Origin of the sequence: Streptomyces sp. ADI96-02, assembly GCF_003846185.1 — a bacterium.
Taxonomy (GTDB): domain Bacteria; phylum Actinomycetota; class Actinomycetes; order Streptomycetales; family Streptomycetaceae; genus Streptomyces.
The window spans coordinates 3,910,171-3,933,306 of the sequence record NZ_ML123034.1 but is presented as its reverse complement, the minus strand read 5'-3'; the positions used below and the strand labels follow the sequence as shown (position 1 = coordinate 3,933,306).

The following is a 23,136-nucleotide window of genomic DNA, read 5'->3' as shown; positions in this document are numbered from 1 at the left end:
CGCCACGGAACTCCCCGTGAGCTTCTTGACGTCCATGGACCGGGACGGCGCGGAATCCGCGTACGTCGGGCTCTTGGAAATGGTCAGTCGGTATTTTCTGTTGAATCCCGACGACGGTTTCGACTGTTCCTCCAGCGAGAAGGAGAAGGCGTCGGTGTTTTGGTTGTCCTTCTTGAGATCGACATTGTTGCTTGTCTCAGGAACCGATCCCTCGTGCACCAACGAGACCTGCGACTTGTCCGTGCCAGCCTTCGAAGCGGCCTGGATGTTGAAGAAGTTCTTGTAGTTGGAGTAGAGGCCGACATTTACCAACCACTGATTTTCGCCGACCAGGTCGACAGCGTAGGTGCGGGCAGCACCCTTCTCGCTGTCGAAGGTGGATGCCGGAAGACCCGGAACGCCGTTGCGCGCCTCGGAGACCGTCTCGCCCCGCGACCCCTCCTTGGATGTCTTGGCGTCGAGGTCGAGGTTCTCGCCCGAGGAATTGACGATCTCCAGTTCGACGTAGTTGTGGGCGACGGTGGTGGACGCGGAGGCAGCACCGGCCCCCGAGAGCGCGACCGCGGCGGACATCGCCCCGATCACGCCGAGCGCGCCCCCCGAGCGAAGGGCTGTCCTACGACTGGCGACGGGGCGCATTCACATTCCTTGGGTTCGACGGAGGCGGCCGTGCGGCCTCGCACCCCGGACACCGGGGCAGGGACGCCTTACCTGCCCCAGCCTGCCGCCCCGCAGGGCTTCGCTCCCTGGGGTCTGACCCTAGGATCTGCCGCCCGGCGAGGATGAGACCGGCGCGTGGGACGCCTCGCCGAGGCCGTCTCCCCGCGGCTGCCCGCGGCTGCCTTTCCGGGCCCGCCACCTCCGCCGACATCGATATCCGGTCAACCGCTCCGGAGAGGTCCGGCCGGGGCGGCGGGCGTGCAAGCATGAGTGCCGCCTGACTCGACGTCTCCGTGAGGTCACTATGGGTACGCACCGCAAGCCGGCGCCCGACCCCTCTCAGGGCAAGCCGCCGCCCGGCAACTCGGACGGGCAGGTTCCGCCCTCTCCCCCGCCTACCGGCACGCGCCGGAAGTAGCGCCGCGTGCTGGAAGACCACCGGCGGGCCCTGCTCTCCGCGATGGACGAGCAGGCCCTGTGGCCCGCGGACTCGCCCTGGGTCCGTGAGGCCATGGAGTCGCTGCCCCGGGACCTGTTCGCCCCTCCCGCCGTCCAGGTCTGGACGGGCGAGCGCTACGAGGCGGTCCGCCGTGTCGGGACGCCCGAGGCGTGGGCGGCGGCGGTCCACCCCGGCCCGTACGCCTCCACGGTCACCCAGGTCACGGACGGCATCCCGACGTCCAGCATCTCGTGCGCGGCGATCGTCGCCACCATGCTGGACTCCCTCGCGCTTGAGACCGGGCATGCGGTCCTCGAACTGGGCGCGGGGTCCGGATGGAACGCGGCCCTGATGACGCGGCGGGCCGCTCGGGTGACCAGCGTCGAGGTGGACGGGCAGCTTGCATCCCGGGCCCGCCACCGCATCGAGGCGGCGGGGCGGCGGGTCGAGGTGGCCGTCGGCGACGGCGATCACGGGTGGCCGGCCGGGGCACCCTTCGACCGGGTCGTCGCCACCTACGCCGTGGAGAGCGTGCCGTGGGCCTGGGTGGAACAGACCCGTCCGGGGGGCCGGATCGTCACACCGTGGGGTCACACGGGGTGCGTTGCCCTCACCGTCGCCCGGGACGGCGCTTCGGCGGTGGGCTGGATGCAGGCCGCGGCCCGCTTCATGCCCGCCCGCGGCTCCGTGGCCAACGCCTCCTTCCAGCAGGTCCGGCGCGACGAACCCGGCACGCCGGCCGCGCTGCCCCGGCCCTTGGTGGACCTGGCCCGTGCCGACGTGCTCTTCGCGCTGCGCGTCCTGGTACCGGACGTACGGATCGACCTGCGGACCGGACCCGGCGCACCGCGCGCCTGGCTCAGCGACGGCCGCGCTTCCTGGGCCGTCCTCACCCAGGACGGCGTCTCGGCGCACGGCCTCCGCGGCGGCGAGCGGGACGTGACCGAGGAGGTGGCCCGAGCGTGGCGGCAGTGGGAGGAGCGCGGGGCCCCGGGCATGTTCGACTTCGGCCTGCACGTCACCGCCGACGGACAACACGCCTTCACCGGGGACGACCCGAACGGACCCCGCTGGCACCCGCTCTCCCCGGGGGCGTGACAGCGCCCGGCCCCTGATCGACCGCCGCCCGATGTCACATCGCGCGCCGCCGACTCGTCATCCAGGAGAAGGCCATCCCCGGGAGCGCGCCCAGCGGCACCGCTCCCCCACAGAGACGGAGAACACGTGTTTGCCGCCTACGTCACGGTCACCCTGCTCGGCGCGCTCTTCAACGGCGCCGCCGCCGTCACCTATCTGATCGGCCACGAGTACCCCAAGACCCAGGCGGACATGAAGGGCGTGCCCCGGAAGTGGGTGCCGGTGCTGGGTCTGCTGCTCGCAGCGGGCACCGTGGGGCTGGTGGCCGGGTTCGCCGTGCCGCTCCTGGGCACCCTCGCCGCCTCCGGCCTGGTGCTGTACTTCATCGGCGCGATCGTCGCCCACCTGCGGGTGGGCTCCCGCAACATCGTGGGCGGGATCGTGTTCCTCGCCACGGCGGTGGCCGCCCTCGTTCTGGGCCTGGCCCACCACGGCCTCGGCTGACCGCCGGATCGGGCTCCCGCCGCCGAGCGGAATCCCGAGGCCGGTCGCAGGCCGCAGGCCCCTCCGTATCCCGTCAGTACCCCGGCATCCCGTCAGTACCCCGGCGCCCGCAGTGAGCGCAGTACGTGGGCGACCAGGGCGGCGACCGTCTCCTCGTCCTGGACCGGCTTGCGCAGCACGTGGCGGTAGTAGACGGGCCCGTAGAGCATCTCCACGGCGAGCGGGAGGTCGGCGTGGGGCGGGATCTGGCCTTTGTCCTGGGCGGCGCGCAGCCGTCCCAGGGCCTCCTCGACGCGCGGGTCGACCAGTTGCTCCTTGACGGTTTTCGCCAGGACGTCGTCGTGGTGCAGCTCGGAGAGGATGCCCGCGTACGCCGGGCCGAACGGCGGCACCGACAGGAGCTTCACCGCGCTCGCGACGTGCGTGCGCAGGTCGGCGCCGATGTCGCCGGTGTCCACGAACGGCGTGGCGTCGACCAGGGCCTCGGTGAACGCCTCCAGCAGGACCGCGCCCTTTGTGGGCCACCACCGGTAGATCGTCTTCTTGCTGACGCCGGCCCGCGCCGCGATGGCCTCCACGGTGACGCGTCCGTAGCCCCGCTCCGTACAGAGGTCGAGTGCGGCCAGCAGGATCGCGCGACGTGCTCTCTCGCTGCGGCGCAGGCTGGTCGGCGATGTGATCATTCGGTGAGCATAGGGGTGTTCCAGCCAATCGTTGTTGACAGGTCGTCGCCAAAGGCCGAACAATACGCAGGCGGAAACGGAACGTACCGTGTCGTGTCGTTCCCGCTGTCCGCACCGTTCGTGCCGTTCGTGCCGCGACGAGCCGATCGGGGGACGGCTCGCCCGGCCGACGGCATGGACGGCCTCTCACCGGTCTGTTCCAGCCGCGTCCGGCAGGCGATGCGCGTGCCCCCGGCCTCCTCAGGTCGTGATGTCCTCGGCCGTGAACCGGGCCCCGCCCGCTCCGTCCGACGATCCGCCGCCGGTCTCGACGCGGACCGCGATCCCGATGAGCACCGGAACCGCGGCCAGGACGCCGAGGAGGGCCCACGTCCGGTGGCGGCGCAGCATCGTGGCGACCTCCGAGCGCAGAATGCCGAACGTCCGCAGCGGCCCCGCGCCCTGGAGCGCTCCGGCCGCGTCCCGGAGCGGTCCGCCGGTGCCCCGGGCCGGTCCGCCCTCTCCGCCCGTACGCCGGGCCCCTCGGTCGCCAGCTCCCGGACCAGGGCGCGGATCTCGCGCATGCCCTGCGGGTCGAGGCCGTTGGTCGGCTCGTCCAGGACGAGCAGCGCGCGCGGTCTCAGGAGGGCGGCGGCCAGCCCGAGGCGCTGCTTCATGCCGAGGGAGTACGCCTTGGCCTTCCGGCTCGAGGCGGCGGCGAGCCCGACCCGCTCCAGGGCGTGGCCGACGCGGGCCCGGCGGGTGCGCGGGTCGGCGGTCGGGTCGGCCCGGTCGTACCGCAGGAGGTTGTCCCGGCCGCTCAGGAAGCCGTACAGGGCGGGTCCCTCGATCAGCGCGCCGACCTGCGGGAGGACGGTACGCGCGCCCTGCGGCATCGGGTGGCCGAGGACGCGGGCGGAGCCGGACGTCGGGTCGATGAGGCCCATGAGCATCCGGATGGTGGTGGTCTTGCCGGAGCCGTTGGGGCCGAGGAAGCCGAAGACGCTGCCGGCCGGGACGCTGAGGTCGAGGCCGTCCACGGCGAGGTGGCCGCCTCGGTAGCGCTTGGTGAGCCCGCGCGTCTCGATGACGACCTCGGGGCGGGCCGTCCCGGCCCCGGCGGGGTCCGGCGCGTGGCCCGCCGCCGCACGCCTCGCGGTCTCGGCCGGGTCCCTCGCGGTCTCGGCCGTCCCCGGCGCGGTGCCCGTCATGCCCGGCGCGGTGCCCGTCATCCCGTTCGGCCCCTCTCGGAAGTCGGCTCTCACCGCCCGGCGGCCCCGGCCGTTCCGCCGCTGCTGACGTGCGGCGGCGGCGGAACAGCCGGGGCCGGTGTCGCCCGGCGGCGTCTACTGGCGGGCGTCGGCCGCTCGGACCAAGGCGTCCTTCGTCACCGCTCCGACGTATACCTTGCCGTCGTCCGTCATCAGCGCGTTGACGAGGCGCGTCGAGAAGACCGTGCCCGAACCGAACTTTCCGGTCACCTTGTCGCCGATCGAGCCCAGGAAGCCCTGGGCCTCGGCCGGAAGGCCGTCCGAGTCCTGGGTGGGCAGGCCCTCGGCGCCGGGAGCGTCGATCTCGGCGATCGAGGTCCAGCCCTTGCCGATGACGTTCAGGCCCTCGAAGCCCGCCTTCCCGGCCTCGCCCGGCTTCCCGGCCTTGCCGGCCTTCGCGTCCTTGCCGTCCTTGCCGGCCTCGCCCGCCTTGCCGCCGCCGACGATGCCGCCGCCCAGCAGCATCTCCCCGGCCTTCCCGCCCGGCACGCCCGTGCCGGTCTCCAGCTCGTCGGCCTCGGTGACCTTCGCGCCCTTGGGCGGGGTGAAGTCGAACGAGGACGGGTCGGGCCGGGAGAAGTCGACCTTGGTGAAGCCGGCGTCGACCACGGCCTTGCCGCCGCTCGCCGGGGAGAGGGTGAACTTCAGCGGTACGCCGTTCTCGGCGTCCACGGCGACCCGGATCGAGTCGATCGTCGAACCGGACTGCTTCGGCTCGATCAGCAGCTGGTACGCGTCGCGCCCGGCGACCTGCGCGGTGCCGTCGACGGTGACCGAGGTGGTCTCGCCCGCCGCCGCGAGCGCCTGCTGGGCGAGCTCCTTCGGGGTGGCCGAAAGAATCTTCGTGTCCTTCGCGTCCTTCGCGTCCTTCGCGGATGCCTCGGAGTGGTAGACCTCGTCGGACGCGCTGTCGTACGCCCAGACCTCGCCCTTGTTGTGGATGACGCTGTACTCGGACGCCTTGCCGAGGATGGACAGCCGCTGCTTCTCCGGGCCGTCGACGGCCACCCGCAGCGTGTGCGTGCCCGACGCCAGCTCCATGAGCTTGTCCTCGGGAGCGGCGGAAGCGCTCGCGCCGCCCGGGGCGAAGGAGTCCGCGAGGCCGCCGAGGGACGGCAGTCCGAGATCGGTGCTGATCTTCAGGGTGCCGGAGAGCTGGTCCTCGTCGGAGGCCGCGATCTTCTCGACGAGTTCCTGCGCGCTGATCTTCGGCAGCTCCGGGTCGCCGGAGTCCGCGAGTGCCGGGACGAGGCCGATCGTCGCCGCCGCCACCCCCGCCACCGCGACGGGGACGATGTAGCGCGACGCCTTGCGGCGGCCCCTGACAGTGCCCGTGGCCTCGCCGTTGGTCTCTGCGCTGTCGTTCGGTGCCATGTGTGCCCTACCTCCGTGGTCGGCGGCTTCCGTCCGGTTGCTCGTCCACTCCCCGCCGCCCTGCTCACCCGATGGGGTCAGGAGTGGTTGGTATCCATCTGACCAAAAGGGGCGGCCTCAAGCGTCAACCCGGAGGATCAACTGCGCCTACTGCTCCGGTATGACAACCGGACGGGGTGAATCACACGTTCGGCGAGGGTGGACGGGCCGGACATCCCGTAGGAGCGGCAGAGGCGGGGCGGACGCCCCGTCAGCCGGCCCGGTGCACCACGGCGTCGCACAGCTCCTCCAGCGCCGACTTCGCGTACCCCTCGGGCAGCGGAGCGAGCGTGGCGCGCGCCTCCTGGGCGTAACGGACGGTGTCCTGGCGGGCCTGCTCCAGGGCCGGGTGGGCCCGCAGCCGGCACAGCACCTCGGCCAGGCGGTCGTCGTCGCTCAGGTCGCCGTCGAGCAGTCCGACGAGTTCGACGTCGTCGGGCTTGCCGTCCGCCGCGGCCTGGGCGCGCAGCCGCAGGACCGGGAGCGTCGGGATGCCTTCGCGCAGGTCGGTACCGGGGGTCTTGCCGGACTCGTGGGAGTCGGAGGCGATGTCGAGGACGTCGTCGGCGAGCTGGAACGCGATGCCGAGCCGTTCCCCGTACTGGGTGAGGATGTCCACGGTCCGCTCGTCGGCCCCGGCCATCAGCGCGCCGAACCGGCCGGAGACCGCGACCAGCGAGCCGGTCTTGCCGCTGAGCACGTCCAGGTAGTGGTCGACCGGGTCGCGGCCGTCGCGCGGGCCCGCGGTCTCCAGGATCTGGCCGGTGACCAGGCGCTCGAACGCCTCGGCCTGGATGCGCACCGCCTCCGGGCCGAGGTCGGCCAGGATGTGGGAGGCGCGGGCGAAGAGGAAGTCGCCGGTCAGCACGGCCACCGCGTTGCCCCAGCGGGCGTTGGCGCTCTCCACGCCGCGCCGCACGTCCGCCTCGTCCATCACGTCGTCGTGGTACAGCGTGGCCAGGTGGGTCAGCTCGACGACGACCGCCGACGGGATGACGCCGGGCGCGTCCGGATCGCCGAACTGTGACGCGAGCATGACCAACAGGGGACGGAATCGCTTGCCCCCCGCCCGCACCAGGTGCTGCGCGGCCTCGGTGATGAAGGGCACGTCGCTCTTGGTGGCTTCGAGCAGCCCCGCCTCGACAGCGGCCAGGCCCGTCTGGACATCGGCCTCAAGAGCCTGGTCCCGCACGCGCAGTCCGAACGGCCCGACGACGGTCACGAGGGGATCTCCTGTCTGCTGACGATCACACGGAATGTCGATGTGTCGCTGCCTTCACTCAACTCAGCGTATCCGGTCCCGTTTGGATCACCGTGGGCGGCGTCCCGCGACCGCCGGTATGTTCGAGATCAGCTCATACGATCAGGAGTTACCGTTTTGTCCCACACCTCGGCCGGCATCGCACGGGCCCAGCTCCCGCCCCGGGGCGGGCACGCCCTCCCCGGTCGGCCACGGGGGCTGACGCCCCTGTCCGGCCCGGAGGTCCGAAGGCGCTTCGGCTTCCTCGGAACGCCCGATGCCGGTGTGCGTTGCGGGCCGCCGTCACCTGGTCGGACGCACGGACGGCGCGGAGTCCGCGGTCGCCCGGCCCGCCGCGCGGCGGGCGGTGCGCCGGATCGCCGGCCGTCGCCGACCGCCGCCAACGGCACCGGGCGCAGATCGTGAAGGCCCACGGCGAGGTACCCGGCCCCGCCCACTCCGGCGTCAACGGTGCGATCGCCGTGGTGGCCGACGCGGCGAGGACCGCCGCCGCCCCGGCCCCGGCGCATCCGGCGCCCCGTCCACTGAGGCAGCCCATGCAGCCCATGCGCATCATCACGGAGTTCCCGTACGAGACCTCGCACGAGGACGTCCGGATCCCGCTGCCGGACGGCACCCGGCTCTACGCCCGCGTCTGGCGGCCCCTGACCGACGAACCGGTCCCCGCACTGCTGGAGTACCTGCCCTACCGCCTCGGCGACGGGACCGCGCCGCGCGACCGGCAGCGCCACCCCTGGTACGCCGGCCACGGCTACGCCTCCGTACGGGTCGACATTCGGGGCCACGGCAACAGCGAGGGCCTGCCCGGCGACCCGTACGACGCGACCGAGCTGGAGGACGGGGTCGCCGTCATCCACTGGCTGGCCCGTCAGGAGTGGTGCTCGGGCCGGGTCGGCATGTTCGGCATCTCCTGGGGCGGCTTCACCTCGCTCCGCATCGCCGCGCTCGCGCCCGAACCGCTGAAGGCGATCGTCACCGTCTGCTCGACCGACGACCGCTACGACAACGACGTCCACTACATGGGCGGCTCCGTCCTCGCCGTGGACATGCACGCCTGGGCGGCCACCCTGCTCGCCCTGACCGCCCGGCCGCCCGACCCTGCGCACGTCGGCGAGGAGTGGAAGGAGATGTGGGTCGAGCGGCTGGAGGCCGTCACCCCCTTCGTCCACACCTGGCTCGCCCACCAGACCCGCGACGCCTACTGGAAGCACGGCAGCGTCCGGGAGGACTACGGCGCGATCAAGGCCAAGGTCCTCGCGGTGGGCGGCTGGCACGACCCGTACCGCGACAGCGTCCTGCGGCTCGTCGAACACCTGGACCCGCGGCAGGTGCGAGGGCTGATCGGCCCCTGGTCGCACCAGTACCCCGACCGGGGACTCCCGCCGGGACCGGCGATCGGCTTCCTCCAGGAGACGCTGCGGTGGTGGGACCAGCACCTGAAGAACACGGACACCGGCGTGATGCGGGAACCGCTGCTGCGGTCCTGGATCAGCGGCTCGCACCCGCCCGCGACGGCCTACGAGACGCTGCCCGGCCGCTGGGTCGGGGACGCGAGCCGGCCTCCGGAGAACGTGGCTCCGGTCTCGTACGCCCTCCAGGGCGGTGAGCGGATCGTCGCCTCGCCGCAGCAGACCGGGGTGGACGCGGGCCGCTTCATGCCGTGCGGCGGGGACGCGGACCTGCCGCCCGACCAGCGCGACGAGGACGCCAGGTCCGTGTCGTTCGAGTTCCCCGTCGCGGGCGAGCCCATCGAGATCCTCGGCCGCCCGCGGGTCAGGCTCCGCGTCCGGATGGACGCCCCGCGCGGCCAGGTGATCGCCCGGCTGTGCGACGTGGCGCCCGACGGCTCCTCCACGCTGGTCACCCGGGGCGCCCTCAACCTCTCCGCCCGGCACGGCAGCGAACGCGCGGACGACTGGATCCCGGGCGCGACGGAGGACATCGCCTTCGACCTGAACGGCATCGGGCACACCTTCCCGCCCGGCCACCGCATCCGGCTCGCCGTCTCCTCCGCGTACTGGCCCTGGATCTGGCCGCAGGCCGGCTCGGCGGGCTTCGTCCTCGACGCGGCCGGCGGCTTCGTCGAACTGCCGGTACGCCGGCACACCGAGGACCCGGGGATCACCTTCGGCGAACCGGAGCAGTCCGAACCGCTCGGGGTCGTCCACCCGGTCACCCTCGACGAGCGGCGCCCCGAACGCCTCGTCGTCCGCGACGTGGCCAAGGGCGAGTGGCGGACGGAGGTCGTCCCCCGCCACGGAGGCACCCGGGTCCACCCGGACGGCCTCGAAATCACCGAGGACGCCCTGGAGACGTACACGGTCCAGGAGCGGGACCCGCTCTCCGCGCGTACCCGCTCCGACTGGACGATCCGCCTGCACCGCCCGGAGATGTCCTGGGACGTGCGGATCGAGACCCGCTCGGAGATCGCCGCCGACGCCCACGACTTCATCACCTCCGACGAAGTGGTCTGCAAGGACGGTGACGAGATCGTCTTCCACCGCACCTGGGAGAAGCGCGTCCCGCGCACGGCGGGCTGAACGCACGGCGCTCCGAGCACAAGGCGCTCTGAGCACACGGCGCTCCGAGCACACGCCGGGCTGAGCGGACCGCGCCGCGCCGGAGGGCCCGGGACGCTCCCGGGCGGCCCCTCCGAACTTTCCGGGCAATCCGCATAGTTGGCCACAGGTGGGGCACTGCCGCAGGCGAGGAGGACCGACGTAACGTGTCCCCCAACGACCTGGAAAGCGAGGCGGCAACCCATGCCCGAGCAGAGCAGCCCGCTCGACCTGGCCGAGGGCGATCCCTTCGGTCCGCACAACCTTCCGTACGGTGTGTTCACCATCCCCGACCACCCCGACGACCGCCGGGTCGGCGTACGCATCGGCGGCCACGTCCTGGACGCCGGAGCCGCGGCCCGCGCGCTCGGCTCCCCCTACGCCGGACTGCTGGACCGGCCGAGCCTGGATCCGCTGCTCGCGGCCGGGCGCACCGCCTGGCGCGACGTGCGCCGCGCGATCACCGCCTGGCTCACGGTCCCGGCCCACCGCGCGGACATCGAACCCCTGCTGCACCCGGTGGACTCGGTGACCCTGCACCTGCCCTACGCGGTCGCGGACTACGTCGACTTCTACGCCAGCGAGCACCACGCCACCAACGTCGGGCGGATCTTCCGCCCTGACGGTGACGCGCTCACCCCCAACTGGAAGCACCTGCCCATCGGTTACCACGGACGCTCCGGCACCGTCGTGGTCTCCGGCACGGACGTCGTGCGCCCCAGCGGCCAGCGCAAGGCCCCCGCCGACCCCGCGCCCGTCTTCGGTCCGTCGGTGAAGCTGGACATCGAGGCCGAGGTCGGCTTCGTCGTCGGCGTCCCCTCCACGCACGGCACGCCGGTCCCGCTCGCCGAGTTCCGCGAGCACGTCTTCGGCCTCCAGCTCCTCAACGACTGGTCCGCACGCGACATCCAGGCATGGGAGTACGTGCCGCTCGGCCCGTTCCTCGGCAAGTCCTTCGCCACCTCCGTCGCCGCCTGGGTCACCCCGCTGGAGGCGCTGGACGCGGCCCGCACCGCGCCGCCCGCCCGGGACTTCCCCCTGCTGCCCTACCTCGACGACGCCGAGGACGAGGAGCCCGGCGGCTTCGACATCCGGATCTCCGTCGCGATCAACGGCCAGGTGGTTTCCGAGCCGCCGTTCGCCTCCATGTACTGGACGGCCGCCCAGCAGCTCGCGCAGATGACGGTGAACGGAGCCTCGCTGCGCACCGGCGACCTCTACGGGTCCGGCACGGTCAGCGGCCCCGAGCCCGCACAGCGCGGCTCCCTGCTGGAGCTGACCTGGAACGGCCGCGACGCGCTCGAACTCCCCGAGGGCGAGCGGACGTTCCTGGCGGACGGCGACACGGTCACGCTGACCGCCTGGGCCCCCGGCCCGCACGGCACCCGCGTCGGCCTGGGCGACGTGACCGGCAGAATCGTCACCGCGCCATGACCTCCTCCGGCGCCGCCGACGACGACGCCGCCGCACTGACGCTGCCCGAGGAACTGCTGCTGATCACCCTGGGCCCGCGGCGCGGCAAACCGCTCTGCCGCAGGCGCTCACTCCAGTACGCCGCCGCGGGCGCGGTCCTCGCGGAGCTGGAGGGCCGGGGCCACATAACCGAGGAGCGCGGCCGGATGCGGACGGCCGACTCGCCGGACCCGGTCGGCCCGCTCCTCGCCCCGCTGCTGCACTCCCTGGGCCAGCCGGAGCTCAATCGCCGCGGGATAAGCGCTGGGTGCGGCTGCACGGCCGGTACGCCGAGGTGAGCCACCTCGACGCCCTGGTCGAGCGCGGCGTCCTGCGCCGGGAACCCCGCCGCGTCCTCGGACTCTTCGGCTACCACCGCCACTTCCCGGGTGAGCCGGACCTGTGCGCGACAGTGCGCGAGGACTTCGCGGCGGCGGAGGCGGCCGGCTTCCCGCTTCTGCGCAGCCGCCAGCTCGCCGCCCTGCTGTCGGCCATCGGCCTCGCGGGCGACCTGACCGGCCGGGGCCGCGAGGGCCGGTCCGCGATGAAAGCCCTGCGCCGCCAGCAGTGGACGGCCCGCGCGGTACGTCAGAACGTCAAGCAGGACGAGCCCAGCGGCGGCGACAGCGGCTGGGGCGGCGACGGAGACTGCGGAGGCGGGGGCTGCGGGGGCGGCGGGGACTGAGACACGGCAGGGGCTCATCCGGCGAGGCGTCAGGGCCTCCGGAGCGACGGCGCGTCCGGGGCGACGGCGCAGGTCAGCGGCGCGGGGTGTGTTCACACGTTCGGGGGAGCCTCTTCCGGTTGCCGCCGGATACGCTGGGCAGGCCCGCGAGACTCTCCCCATGGGAGCAATGATGAGCATCGAGCCCGAGGCCCCCGAGCCGCGGTGGGCGGTCCCGCCGGAGGGCGGCTGGACCGCCGATGACCTGGACACACTCCCGAATCTCCCTCCGCACACGGAGCTGATCGACGGGAGCCTCGTCTTCGTGAGTCCACAGACCCTGTTCCATTCACGGGCGGTCGATTTCTTCACCTGGCAGCTGCAATCGCTGGTCCCGCCCGAGCTGGAAGTCGTGCGCGAGTTCACCATCGACATCGACCGCTACAACCGGCCCGAGCCCGATGTCATCGTCATCGACGGCGAGATCATCGAAAACCCGGACCAGACCCGGTTCCCCGCCGAGTCCGTGCACCTCGCCATCGAGGTCGTGTCCCCCGAATCCCGGTCGCGCGACCGGGAGACCAAGCCCGTGAAGTACGCCCGCGCGGCCATCCCCCACTACTGGCGGGTGGAGAACCACGACGGACGGGCCGTGGTGTACGTCTTCGAGCGGGAGCCCGCCACCGGCGCGTACACCTCGACGGGGATCTTCCACGACCGGATGAAGGTGTCCGTGCCGTTCCCCGTGGACCTGGACCTCACCGCGATCACGCCCCGCCGCCGGGCGGCCGACCCGCAGTAGGCCGGCCGCCCCCGCGAGGCCGGGGGCGGCTCCCACGAGTCCGGGAGCCACCCGCGAGGCCCGGGAGCCACCCCGCCCGGGGCGGTCACTCGTACTCGGGCGGCTCCTCGTCCCAGCCGAACTCCGGGTCGCTGTCCTGCCGCGCCGCCGGAGCCGCGGCCTTCGCGGGAGCCGGAGCCGGAGCCTGGGCCTTCGCGGGAGCCGGGGCCGAGGTCGGGGAGCCGGGAGCCGTGGCCGGAGGCGCCGTGGGCCCCGGGGCCTCCGGGGCCGCGCCGGCGGGGGTCTGCGCCAGCACCTCCAGCACGCCTTCCCCGTACGTCGCCAGCTTCTTCTCGCCGAGACCGCTGACACCGCCCAGCTCCGCCAGGGAGGACGGGTGCAGCGTGGCGATCTCCCGCAGGGTCGCGTCGTGGAAGATGACGTACGCGGGCACGCCCTGCTCCTTCGCCGTCGCGCCGCGCCAGGCGCGCAGCGCCTCGAAGACCGGGACAGCGGACTCGGGCAGATCGGCGACGGGCGCCTTGCCCTTGCCGCCCCTGGCGGACGACGCCGACCGGGACGTGGGCTTCTTCGGCTCCTTGCGGAGCAGCACCTCGCGCTCCCGGCCGAGGACCGTCGCGCTCTCCTCGGTGAGGACCAGCGTGCCGTACTCCCCCTCGACCGCCAGCAGCCCCTGCGCCAGCATCTGGCGCACCACACCGCGCCATTCCGCCTCGGCCAGCTCCTCGCCGATGCCGAAGACGGAGAGCTGGTCGTGGTCGAACTGGATGACCTTGGCGGTCTTGCGGCCGAGCAGGATGTCGATGATCTGGCCCGCGCCGAACTTCTGGTTCCGCTCTCGCTTCAGCCGCACCACCGTGGAGAGCAGCTTCTGCGAGACGACCGTGCCGTCCCAGGTCTCCGGCGGGGTCAGACAGGTGTCGCAGTTGCCGCAGGCGGTGGACGCGGGCTCCTGTCCGAAGTAGGTCAGGAGCTGGGCCCGGCGGCACTGCACCGTCTCGCACAGGGCCAGCATCGAGTCCAGGTGGGAGGCGGCCCGGCGGCGGAACGCCTCGTCGCCCTCGCCGCCCTGGATCAGCTTGCGCTGCTGGACGACGTCCTGGAGCCCGTACGCCATCCAGGCCGTCGACGGCTCGCCGTCGCGGCCCGCGCGGCCGGTCTCCTGGTAGTAGCCCTCGACGGACTTCGGGAGGTCGAGGTGCGCGACGAAGCGGACGTCCGGCTTGTCGATGCCCATGCCGAAGGCGATGGTCGCGACGACGACCAGCCCCTCCTCGCGCAGGAACCGGGCCTGATGCGTGGCGCGCGTGGCCGCGTCCAGGCCCGCGTGGTACGGGACGGCCTCGATGCCGTTGCGGCAGAGGTACTCCGCGATCTTCTCCGTGGAGTTGCGCGAGAGGCAGTAGACGATGCCCGCGTCCCCGGCGTGCTCCTCCTTGAGGAAGGTGAGCAGCTGCTTCTTGGGGTCGGACTTGGGCACGACGCGGTACTGGATGTTGGGGCGGTCGAAGCTGGCGACGAAATGCCTGGCGTCGGGCATGCCGAGGCGGCGCGTGATCTCCTGGTGCGTGGCGTCGGTCGCCGTCGCCGTCAGGGCGATGCGCGGAACGTCGGGCCAGCGCTCCCCGAGGACCGACAGGGCCAGATAGTCCGGGCGGAAGTCGTGGCCCCACTGGGCGACGCAGTGCGCCTCGTCGATCGCGAAGACGGAGATCTCGCCGCGGGCCAGCAGCGACAGCGTGGAGTCCAGCCGCAGCCGCTCCGGGGCCAGGTACAGCAGGTCCAGCTCGCCCGCGAGGAACTGCGCCTCCATCGAACGGCGCTCGTCGAAGTCCTGCGTGGAGTTCATGAAGCCGGCCCGCACGCCGAGCGCCCGCAGCGCGTCGACCTGGTCCTGCATGAGGGCGATCAGCGGGGAGACGACGACGCCGGTACCCCGCCTGACCAGGGACGGGATCTGGTAGCAGAGGGACTTTCCGCCGCCGGTCGGCATCAGCACGACGGCGTCGCCGCCCGCCACGACGTGCTCGATGACCGCGCCCTGCTCGCCGCGGAACGCGTCGTATCCGAAGACCCGGTGCAGCGTGCGCCGCGCCTCGGTCTCCTCCTCGGCAACGGTCCCGGTGCCGGTCACATCCATGGTCACGCCCAATGCTCTGTCCCCCGGGGGCCGCGCACGGCCCTTGTCCTGTTCTGCCTGTCCCGTCCCCGACCACGATAGGCGGCTGCTACGACAACGCCGGACGGTCCTGTGGAAAAGGACCGTCCGGCGCTGCCGCAGCCGCTCCTGGCGCGGGCGTCGCCCGCGCCTGCTGCGCCCCGGCCGCGCAGGCCCGTACTCGCCCCCGGGGGGACAGGAGTCGCCTCGGGCCACAGTGGACCCACTCACTATAAACTCTGTGTATAGTCAGCGCATGGTTACTGCGTACTGGTTGCCGGTGAAGACGGCAGCGGCCATCTTCCCGCTGCTCGCCCTGCTTCTCTTCGTGCCGACGGCGGTGGTCCTCTACCGTCGGCACGGGGGCCTTCCACGCGGCCGGGTGCTGTCCCTGTGCGCCTTCGCCTACTGCATGCTCACCGCCGCGTGTCTGACTCTGCTGCCGCTGCCGAAGTCCACGGCCGACATGTGCTCCAGATACGCCCTCGTCGCCGAACCCGAGTGGCGGGTCGGGCACACGTTCGGGGACATCTGGAAGGAGGCGGATCGCGAGGTCGGCTTCGGCCCGCTGGTCCTGGACAACCCGGCGGTGGCGGGAGCGGTGTTCAACCTCCTGCTTCTGCTGCCGCTCGGGGTTTTCGTCCGTTGCCACCTCCGCCGCGGTCCGGCCGTGACACTGCTGGCGGGATGCGGGGTGGCCCTCTTCTTCGAGGTGGCCCAGGGCACCGGCCTGTGGGGAGCGTATCCGTGCCCTTACCGCCTCTTCGATGTGGACGACCTGGTGACCAACTCGGCCGGGGCCGCGATCGGCTGGATGGCCGCCGGGCCCCTGGTTCGAGCGCTGCCCGTGCCGGGGCCTCGCGCACAGGCGAACGGGCTGGTCCCGTTCGGTCGCCGCCTGACCGCCCTGGTGGTGGACGTCACGGGATGCGCGATCACGGCGTGGGGTGCGTCGATGGCCGCCAGGTACGGCATGGGCGCCGACCCGTCGCCCTTGCTGATACCGCTGCTGGTGTGCGCCTTGTGGTTCGCCGTGCCGCCGCACCCGACCCGGGCGACCCCCGGCATGCGCCTGCTCCGGCTCCGCTTCACCGGCCTCGACGGCGGGAAAGCGTCCCGGAGGGGCATCGCGCTGCGGCAGCTCCTGCTCATCGTGATCGCCTTCCCGTCCCTCCTGGTCCTGCTGGCCCCGGTCACCGTCATGTCGGAGTGGCTGACGACCGCCTTCCTGACCGTTCCGGTCGTGGACGAACGGTGGGTCGCCGGCGTGGCCGACAACCCCTGGCCCCTCCTGGACGCCCTGGGCCTCCAGGGCGCGCTCCTGTCGCCGCTGCTCGTCGCCGTCGTCCCCATCGGCTACGCCGTCCTGGCCCTGTGCCACCGGGAGCAGCTCGGAGCACATGAGCTGCTGTCCGGCGTGCGGACGCGGGCGCTGCCTCCCACCTCGGCCCCCGCCGGCAGTGCGCCGGGGCGGGCCGGAGAGCGAGAAGGCGTGCCGCAGCTCTCCGGGCAGACCTGACCTCCGGTGCTCCGGCACCGCCGAGAGCCGGGGTGCGAACCAAGCCGACGGGCCGGCCTCGGCAGATGTTTTCAGCGTCATACGAGTAACTATGTATCGAGTGTATACACCGCAGTTAGAGTTGGCTCGCGGGGTGCCCGCCCGTTTCGAGCGTCCATCGGAGAAAGAGGATTCATGGCGATCAAACCCGCCCCGCCGGGGCCGTGTCCGTCGGCCCCGCGCCGCGACCGCGACCTGTTCGACAGGGAGGCCGATCGACACCGGCTCGAAGGGGCAGCCGCCCGCTCGTCCCGCCTCGCCGAGGAAGTGAACGAATGACCAGCACTCTGCTCTCCGGGTCCGGCCTGCGCAAAGCGTACGGTCCGACCCCCGCGCTCGACGGCGCGGACATCGCCGTGCGGGCCGGTGAAATCGTCGCGGTGACGGGCCCTTCAGGGTCCGGCAAGTCGACACTTCTGCACTGCCTCGCCGGCGTCGTCCGGCCGGACTCCGGAACCATGCACTACGACGGTCGCGACATGTCCCGCATGTCGGACAGCGCGCTCAGCGCTCTGCGTCGCGGCGAGTTCGGCTTCGTCTTCCAGTTCGGTCAACTGGTGCCCGAGCTGACGTGTGTGGAGAACGTGGCACTGCCCCTACGGCTCTCCGGGATCCGTCGGAGGGAAGCCGAGAGGCGAGCCCTGGAGTGGATGGGCCGGCTGGAGGTCGATGACCTCGCGGCCAAGCGCCCCGGTGAGGTGTCCGGGGGCCAGGGCCAGCGGGTCGCCGTGGCGCGCTCGCTGGTCACGAAGCCGCGTGTGGTCTTCGCCGACGAGCCGACCGGCGCCCTCGACTCCTACAACGGCGAGCGCGTGATGAATCTGCTCGTCACGGCCGCCCGGGAGACCGGCGCGGCCGTCGTTCTCGTGACACACGATGCACAAGTGGCGGCGTACTCCCACCGAGAGATACTCGTCCGGGACGGCAAGTCGACCGACGTCACGGCGGTGGAGATCCCGTGAACAGGATGCCGAGTCTTCTGCTGGGCATGCGCTTCGCGGTGACCTCCGGCCGTGATGGCTGGATCCGAACCCTTCTCACCGCGGTCGGTGTCGGGCTCGGCGCGGCGCTGCTGCTTCTCACCGCGGCCATCCCCAACGCGCTCGACGCACGGTCGGCACGGTCCGACGCCCGCAGCGATCACGGGCTGGCGGTAGTGATCCCCCGTGCGGCGAACACCCTGCTGGTGGGCAGGATCCAGGATGCGGCGGGCGACGGGGAGGTCCGCGGACGGCTCGTACACGCGGAGGGGCCCGACGCGCCTGTGCCTCCCGGGCTCAGCGGGATACCCGAGCCCGGGGACATGGTCGTCTCGCCCGCGCTCGACGAACTGCTGGGCTCTCCCGAAGGGGCATCGCTGAAGAAGCGACTGCCGTACCGCGTCACCGGCACCATCGGCGACGGGGGACTGCTCGGACCCAACGAACTCGCCTACTACGCCGGCGACGACACCTTGAAGGTCGGGGAGGGTGAGGTCGTCCGGGTCGACGCGTACGACTCGGTCAGCCCTCCTGCGGCGATCGACTCGTTCCTCACGCTCCTCATCGTCGTCATGCTCGTGGTGCTGCTGATGCCGGTCGGGGTGTTCACCATCGCGTCCCTGCGATTCGGTGGCGATCGCCGGGACCACCGGCTCGCCGCGCTGCGGCTGATCGGTGTGGACCGGGAGGGGACGCGATGGATCGCCGCCGGTGAAGTACTCGCCGGATCCCTGTTGGGGCTGGTGGCGGGAACCGGCTTCTTCCTGCTGGCACGGGCCTGGATCGGTGACATCTCGGTCGCGGGGCTGGACGTCTTCCCGGCCGACGCGGATCCGAGCCCGGCGCTGGGTGTGCTGATCGCGGTGCTGGTACCGGCCTGCGCTCTCGCGGCGACGCTCCTCTCGATGCGCGGCGTACTCGTCGAACCCCTGGGAGTGGTCCGGTCGGCGCGGGCGCGGACACGACGCCTGTGGTGGCGGCTTCTGCCGGTGGTCGCCAGCCTGGCCCTGCTGACACAGCTCGTCGACGGGAACAGGGGCGCGGGGTACTTCAACACCTCGCAAGTGATCAGCGGAACAGTACTCCTGCTGATCGGCGTGATCGTGCTGCTGCCCTGGATCATCGAAGCGTCCGTGAGGCGACTGGACGGAGGCAGCGTCAGCTGGCAGCTCGCCGTACGGCGGCTCCAACTCAGCTCAGGAACAGCGGCCCGGCTGGTCAGCGCCCTCGCCGTCGCCGTCGCCGGCGCCATCGCTCTGCAGATGCTGTTCACGAGCCTGGAGAGCGACTACGTCAAAAACACCCACGCGACACACGACATGCGCGTCACCCTGGTCGGCGCGCCCGCCGAGCTGCGTGACGAACTCGCTTCCGCGGTCCGCGGCGTTGACGGCGTGAAGTCCACGAGCGTGCTGGTCAGCCAGAACCTCGGCCCCACTTCCCCGGCCAAGGACGACGGCTATCGGTCCCCCTTGACGGTCGGTGACTGCGCGTCGCTGCGTCGGCTGGCCGACCTCCCGTCCTGCGCGGACGGGGATGCCTTCCTCCTGGACATGGGAGTCGAGAACTACCAGGTCAAGGAACTGGTGAGTCCCGGGACACGGCTGCTCATCGGATCCGCCGAGCAGCGGGACGGCTCCTACCGCGGCGTGCCGTGGGCCGTGCCGGACCGGCTCCCGACCGTACCGCCGGTGACCGGGTCGGAGGCCCTCGACGGCGTGCTCGCGACGCCCGGCGCGATGCCGCGGCTGGACAGGATGCCGGCCGACATCCTGGTACAGGTGGACCTGCGCCGCGATTCGACGGCCGAAGCCGACTCGGTACGCGAGGCCGCAAGCGCGGTGCACCCGCTGGCGGCGGTCACGGCCGAGAAGGCCACGGTCACCGACCGGAAGTTCGCCAACGTGGTGAAGGGCATCGGTATCGGCACGGTCGCACTCCTGCTCCTGATCGGGCTGAGTCTGCTGCTGTCGACACTGGAACAGCTCCGCGAACGCAAGAGGCTGCTCGCGGCACTGGTCGCGTTCGGGACCCGTCGCTCCACCCTGGGGTGGTCGCTCATCTGGCAGGCGGTCCTGCCGGTAGCGCTGGGAATGCTGCTGGCCGGTGCCACCGGGGTGTTGCTCGGATCGGTGCTCCAGCTCATGATCAGCCGGACACCCGTGGTGGACTGGGCAGGCGTAGCGGCACTGACCGGAGCGGGCGGCGCGGTGGTCGTGCTGACGACGCTGCTCAGCCTCCCCGCGCTGTGGCGGCTCATACGACCGGACGGCCTGCGCCACGAATAGCACGGCCCGCGCCGCGAACGCCGTCGACGACGGATACGAAGTGGCGCCCCGTACGACAGCGCCGGACGGTCCGATGGAAAGGGACCGTCCGGCGCCGGCGCAGCCGCTCCGGGCGCGGGCGGAGCCACTCGCCCCCCGCCGCGCCCGGGGCCGCCTACCGCACGAAGACTCCCGCCTGTCCCGCCAGGTCCAGGAAGTACTGCGGGGCCACGCCCAGCACCAGGGTGACGGCGACACCGAGCCCGATCGCCGTCATGGTCAGCGGGGACGGGACGGCGACCGTGGGGCCGTCCGCCTTCGGCTCGCTGAAGAACATCAGGACGATGACGCGGATGTAGAAGAACGCGGCGACGGCCGAGGAGATCACACCGACCACGACCAGCGCCCCGGCCCCGCCCTCCGCCGCCGCCTTGAACACCGCGAACTTGCCGGAGAAGCCGGAGGTCAGCGGAATGCCGGCGAAGGCCAGCAGGAACACCGCGAAGACCGCCGCCACCAGTGGCGAGCGCCGGCCGAGCCCGGCCCACTTGGACAGGTGGGTGGCCTCGCCGCCCGCGTCCCGCACCAGGGTGACCACGGCGAACGCGCCGATGGTCACGAAGGAGTAGGCGCCCAGGTAGAAGAGGACCGAGGAGATCCCCTCCGGGCTGGCCGCGATGACGCCCGCGAGGATGAAGCCCGCGTGCGCGATCGAGGAGTAGGCCAGCAGCCGCTTGATGTCCGTCTGGGTGATCGCGACGATCGCGCCCGCCAGCATGGTGACGATGGCGACGGCCCACATGACCGGCCGCAGGTCCCAGGTGAGGCCCGGCAGTGCCACGTACAGCAGCCGCAGCAGCGCGCCGAACGCGGCGACCTTCGTGGCGGCGGCCATGAAGCCGGTCACCGGGGTCGGCGCTCCCTGGTAGACGTCCGGGGTCCACATGTGGAAGGGGACCGCGCCGACCTTGAAGAGCAGTCCGGTGAGGATCATCGCGCCGCCGATGAGCAGCAGGGCGTCGTTGCCCATGGTGTCGGCGAGGGCCGGGTCGATCTCCAGGACGGAGCCGTCGACGACGTTGGCGATGGTGGCGTACGAGAGGGAGCCCGCGTAGCCGTAGAGGAGGGCGATCCCGAAGAGCAGGAACGCCGAGGAGAACGCGCCGAGCAGGAAGTACTTCACGGCCGCCTCCTGCGACATCAGCCGCTTGCGGCGGGCGACGGCGCACAGGAGGTACAGCGGCAGCGAGAAGACCTCCAGGGCCACGAAGAGGGTCAGCAGGTCGTTGGCGGCCGGGAAGACCAGCATGCCCGCGACCGAGAAGAGGACCAGCGGGAAGACCTCGGTGGTGGTGAACCCGGCCCGGACGGCGGCCTTCTCGCTGTCGCTGCCCGGCACGGCTCCGGCCTGCGCGGCGAACGAGTCGACCCGGTTGCCGTGGGCGGTGGGATCGAGCCTGCGTTCGGCGAAGGTGAAGACGGCCAGCACCGCGATCAGCAGGATGGTGCCCTGGAGGAACAGTGTGGGTCCGTCGATCGCGATCGCGCCCATGGCCGCGATCCGCGCCTTCGTGGTGCCGTACCCGCCGGCCGCGAGGCCGACGACGGCGGCGAACGAGGCGGCGATCGCCACCACCGTCAGGAAGAGCTGGGTGTGGTAGCGGGCCCTCCGCGGGACGAACGCCTCCACCAGGATGCCCAGGACGGCGGCGCCCAGGATGATCAGTACCGGGGCGAGCTGGGTGTATTCGATCTTCGGCGCCGTGAACGAGTCGCCCGGCGCCGCCGTCACCACCCCGCTCGCCGTCGTCCACAGGCTGTGGACAGCTGTTGCGCTCACTTGGCGGCCTCCACCTCGGGCTGGGGGTCCTTCTTCTGTACGTCGGACATGGTGTGCCGGACCGCGGGGTCGACGACCTCGGTGAGCGGCTTCGGGAAGACGCCCAGCAGGACGAGCAGGGCGATCAGCGGAACCGCGACCACCAGCTCCCGTGCCTTGAGGTCGGGCATGCCCTGCACGGACGCCTTCACCGGCCCGGTCATCGTCCGCTGGTAGAGGACGAGGACGTAGAGCGCGGCGAGCACGATGCCGGAGGTGGCGATGATTCCGGCCGCCGGATACGCGCTGAACGTGCCGACCAGCACCAGGAACTCGCTGACGAACGGGGCGAGTCCGGGCAGCGAGAGCGTGGCGAGGCCCCCGATGAGGAACGTGCCCGCCAGGACGGGGGCGACCTTCTGCACCCCGCCGTAGTCCGCGATGAGCCGCGAACCGCGCCGGGTGATGAGGAAGCCGGCGACCAGCATCAGCGCGGCCGTCGAGATGCCGTGGTTGACCATGTAGAGCGTGGCGCCCGACTGGCCCTGGCTGGTCATCGCGAAGATGCCGAGGATGATGAAGCCGAAGTGCGAGATCGAGGCGTAGGCGATGAGCCGCTTGATGTCGCGCTGGCCGACCGCCAGCAGCGCCCCGTACACGATGGAGATCAGCGCCAGGACGATGATCACCGGCGTCGCCCACTTGCTGGCCTCCGGGAAGAGCTGGAGGCAGAAGCGGAGCATCGCGAAGGTGCCGACCTTGTCGACGATCGCGGTGATCAGCACCGCGACCGGCGCCGTGGCCTCACCCATCGCGTTGGGCAGCCAGGTGTGCAGCGGCCACAGCGGGGCCTTCACCGCGAAGGCGAAGAAGAACCCGAGGAACAGCCACCGCTCCGTGCTGGTCGCCATCTCCAGGGTGCCGTTGGCGCGGGCCTCGGCGATCTCCGAGAGCGAGAAGCTGCCCGCGACCACGTACAGCCCGATGACGGCGGCGAGCATGATCAGGCCGCCGACCAGGTTGTAGAGGAGGAACTTCACGGCGGCGTAGGAGCGCTGCGCCGCGGCGTTCTCGTCGCTGCCCGCGTGGGCCCGGTCGCCGAAGCCGCCGATGAGGAAGTACATCGGGATCAGCATGGCTTCGAACAGGATGTAGAAGAGGAAGACGTCGGTCGCGACGAACGACAGGATCACCATGGCCTCGACCATGAGGATCAGCGCGAAGAAGCCCTGGGTGGGCCGCCAGCGCGAGGACGTCGTCTCCAGGGGGTCGGCGTCGTGCCAGCCCGCCACGATGACGAACGGGATCAGCAGGGCGGTGAGCGCGAGGAGCGCCACCCCGATGCCGTCCACGCCGAGTTCGTAGCGGACGCCGAAGTCGGCGATCCAGGCGTGCGATTCGGTGAGCTGGTAGCGGTCGCCGCCCGGTTCGAAGCGGACGAAGACGACGGCCGCCAGCGCGAGCGTGCCGAGCGAGAAGAGCAGCGCGAGGTACTTCGCCGCGGTGCGCCGGGCGGCGGGGACGGCGGCGGTGGCGATCGCGCCGATCGCCGGGAGCGCCGCCGCCGCGGTCAGGAGGGGAAAGGACATGT

19 protein-coding genes are annotated in these 23,136 nt (G+C 71.9%); 11 read left to right on the top strand and 8 right to left on the bottom strand.

Translation table 11 applies throughout. The features are described from left to right. On the bottom strand, nucleotides 1–639 hold a 639-nt coding region (locus EES43_RS30675), incomplete at its 3' end, for a hypothetical protein (RefSeq protein ID WP_164493192.1). Nucleotides 640–1,084: 445 nt separating this feature from the next. Here EES43_RS30675 and EES43_RS17305 point away from each other — a divergent pair. Then, nucleotides 1,085–2,197 (top strand): methyltransferase domain-containing protein, encoded by a 1,113-nt coding sequence (locus EES43_RS17305; RefSeq protein ID WP_124269547.1) that lies wholly within the window; start codon nucleotides 1,085–1,087, stop codon nucleotides 2,195–2,197. Between the two features lie 126 nt (nucleotides 2,198–2,323). Continuing rightward, a complete protein-coding gene (locus tag EES43_RS17295; protein ID WP_124269546.1) occupies nucleotides 2,324–2,680 on the top strand; it encodes a DoxX family protein in 357 nt (118 codons plus the stop codon). A 92-nt stretch (nucleotides 2,681–2,772) separates the two neighbouring features. On the opposite strand, the gene EES43_RS17290 is transcribed toward EES43_RS17295, so the two are convergent. From EES43_RS17290 to EES43_RS17270, 4 genes are all read right to left on the bottom strand, one after another. Next, entirely contained in the window at nucleotides 2,773–3,363 is a 591-nt protein-coding gene (locus EES43_RS17290; protein ID WP_124269545.1) for a TetR/AcrR family transcriptional regulator, read from the bottom strand. Further along, nucleotides 3,360–4,574 (bottom strand): ATP-binding cassette domain-containing protein, encoded by a 1,215-nt coding sequence (locus EES43_RS31435; protein ID WP_241192464.1) that lies wholly within the window; start codon nucleotides 4,572–4,574, stop codon nucleotides 3,360–3,362. The genes EES43_RS17290 and EES43_RS31435 overlap by 4 nt, the downstream gene beginning before the upstream one ends. A 114-nt stretch (nucleotides 4,575–4,688) precedes the next feature. Further along, complete coding sequence (locus EES43_RS17275; protein ID WP_124269544.1) at nucleotides 4,689–5,987, bottom strand: LolA family protein; 1,299 nt, start codon at nucleotides 5,985–5,987, stop codon at nucleotides 4,689–4,691. Nucleotides 5,988–6,237: 250 nt separating this feature from the next. After that, entirely contained in the window at nucleotides 6,238–7,248 is a 1,011-nt protein-coding gene (locus EES43_RS17270; protein ID WP_124269543.1) for a polyprenyl synthetase family protein, read from the bottom strand. A 584-nt stretch (nucleotides 7,249–7,832) separates the two neighbouring features. Here EES43_RS17270 and EES43_RS17265 point away from each other — a divergent pair. From EES43_RS17265 to EES43_RS17250, 5 genes are all read left to right on the top strand, one after another. Continuing rightward, nucleotides 7,833–9,827 carry a CocE/NonD family hydrolase gene (locus tag EES43_RS17265; RefSeq protein WP_124269542.1) on the top strand — a complete coding sequence of 665 codons (1,995 nt, stop codon included), beginning with the start codon at nucleotides 7,833–7,835 and terminating at the stop codon, nucleotides 9,825–9,827. 222 nt (nucleotides 9,828–10,049) lie between these two features. Beyond that, on the top strand, nucleotides 10,050–11,279 hold the full coding sequence (gene fahA, locus EES43_RS17260; RefSeq protein WP_124269541.1) for a fumarylacetoacetase: 1,230 nt from the start codon (nucleotides 10,050–10,052) through the stop codon (nucleotides 11,277–11,279). Further along, the gene (locus EES43_RS31860; protein ID WP_346774295.1) at nucleotides 11,276–11,596 is read left to right on the top strand and encodes a GPP34 family phosphoprotein; all 321 of its coding nucleotides are present in this window, start codon (nucleotides 11,276–11,278) and stop codon (nucleotides 11,594–11,596) included. Before fahA ends, EES43_RS31860 begins: the two co-directional genes overlap by 4 nt. Next, entirely contained in the window at nucleotides 11,566–11,982 is a 417-nt protein-coding gene (locus EES43_RS31855; protein WP_346774294.1) for a GPP34 family phosphoprotein, read from the top strand. The genes EES43_RS31860 and EES43_RS31855 overlap by 31 nt, the downstream gene beginning before the upstream one ends. A 172-nt stretch (nucleotides 11,983–12,154) precedes the next feature. Further along, nucleotides 12,155–12,763 (top strand): Uma2 family endonuclease, encoded by a 609-nt coding sequence (locus EES43_RS17250; protein WP_124272040.1) that lies wholly within the window; start codon nucleotides 12,155–12,157, stop codon nucleotides 12,761–12,763. Nucleotides 12,764–12,848: 85 nt separating this feature from the next. Here EES43_RS17250 and recQ read toward each other — a convergent pair whose 3' ends face one another. Further along, entirely contained in the window at nucleotides 12,849–14,903 is a 2,055-nt protein-coding gene (gene recQ, locus EES43_RS17245; RefSeq protein WP_124272039.1) for a DNA helicase RecQ, read from the bottom strand. Between the two features lie 274 nt (nucleotides 14,904–15,177). Here recQ and EES43_RS17240 point away from each other — a divergent pair, with 274 nt between their 5' ends. From EES43_RS17240 to EES43_RS17230, 4 genes are all read left to right on the top strand, one after another. Further along, nucleotides 15,178–16,440, top strand: coding sequence for a VanZ family protein (locus tag EES43_RS17240; RefSeq protein ID WP_164493191.1), 1,263 nt, complete (start codon nucleotides 15,178–15,180; stop codon nucleotides 16,438–16,440). 174 nt (nucleotides 16,441–16,614) lie between these two features. After that, nucleotides 16,615–16,758 (top strand): hypothetical protein, encoded by a 144-nt coding sequence (locus tag EES43_RS30670; protein ID WP_164493190.1) that lies wholly within the window; start codon nucleotides 16,615–16,617, stop codon nucleotides 16,756–16,758. Next, nucleotides 16,755–17,441: an ABC transporter ATP-binding protein gene (locus EES43_RS17235; RefSeq protein ID WP_124269539.1), complete on the top strand. Its 687-nt coding sequence runs from the start codon at nucleotides 16,755–16,757 to the stop codon at nucleotides 17,439–17,441. The genes EES43_RS30670 and EES43_RS17235 overlap by 4 nt, the downstream gene beginning before the upstream one ends. A gap of 5 nt (nucleotides 17,442–17,446) precedes the next feature. Then, nucleotides 17,447–19,747, top strand: coding sequence for an ABC transporter permease (locus tag EES43_RS17230; RefSeq protein WP_124272038.1), 2,301 nt, complete (start codon nucleotides 17,447–17,449; stop codon nucleotides 19,745–19,747). 154 nt (nucleotides 19,748–19,901) lie between these two features. Here EES43_RS17230 and nuoN read toward each other — a convergent pair whose 3' ends face one another. Together nuoN and EES43_RS17220 are read right to left on the bottom strand one after the other, a co-directional pair. Next, nucleotides 19,902–21,566, bottom strand: coding sequence for an NADH-quinone oxidoreductase subunit NuoN (gene nuoN / locus EES43_RS17225; protein WP_124269538.1), 1,665 nt, complete (start codon nucleotides 21,564–21,566; stop codon nucleotides 19,902–19,904). Continuing rightward, on the bottom strand, nucleotides 21,563–23,134 hold the full coding sequence (locus EES43_RS17220) for an NADH-quinone oxidoreductase subunit M (protein WP_124269537.1): 1,572 nt from the start codon (nucleotides 23,132–23,134) through the stop codon (nucleotides 21,563–21,565). Before EES43_RS17220 ends, nuoN begins: the two co-directional genes overlap by 4 nt. Nucleotides 23,135–23,136: the final 2 nt, after the last annotated feature.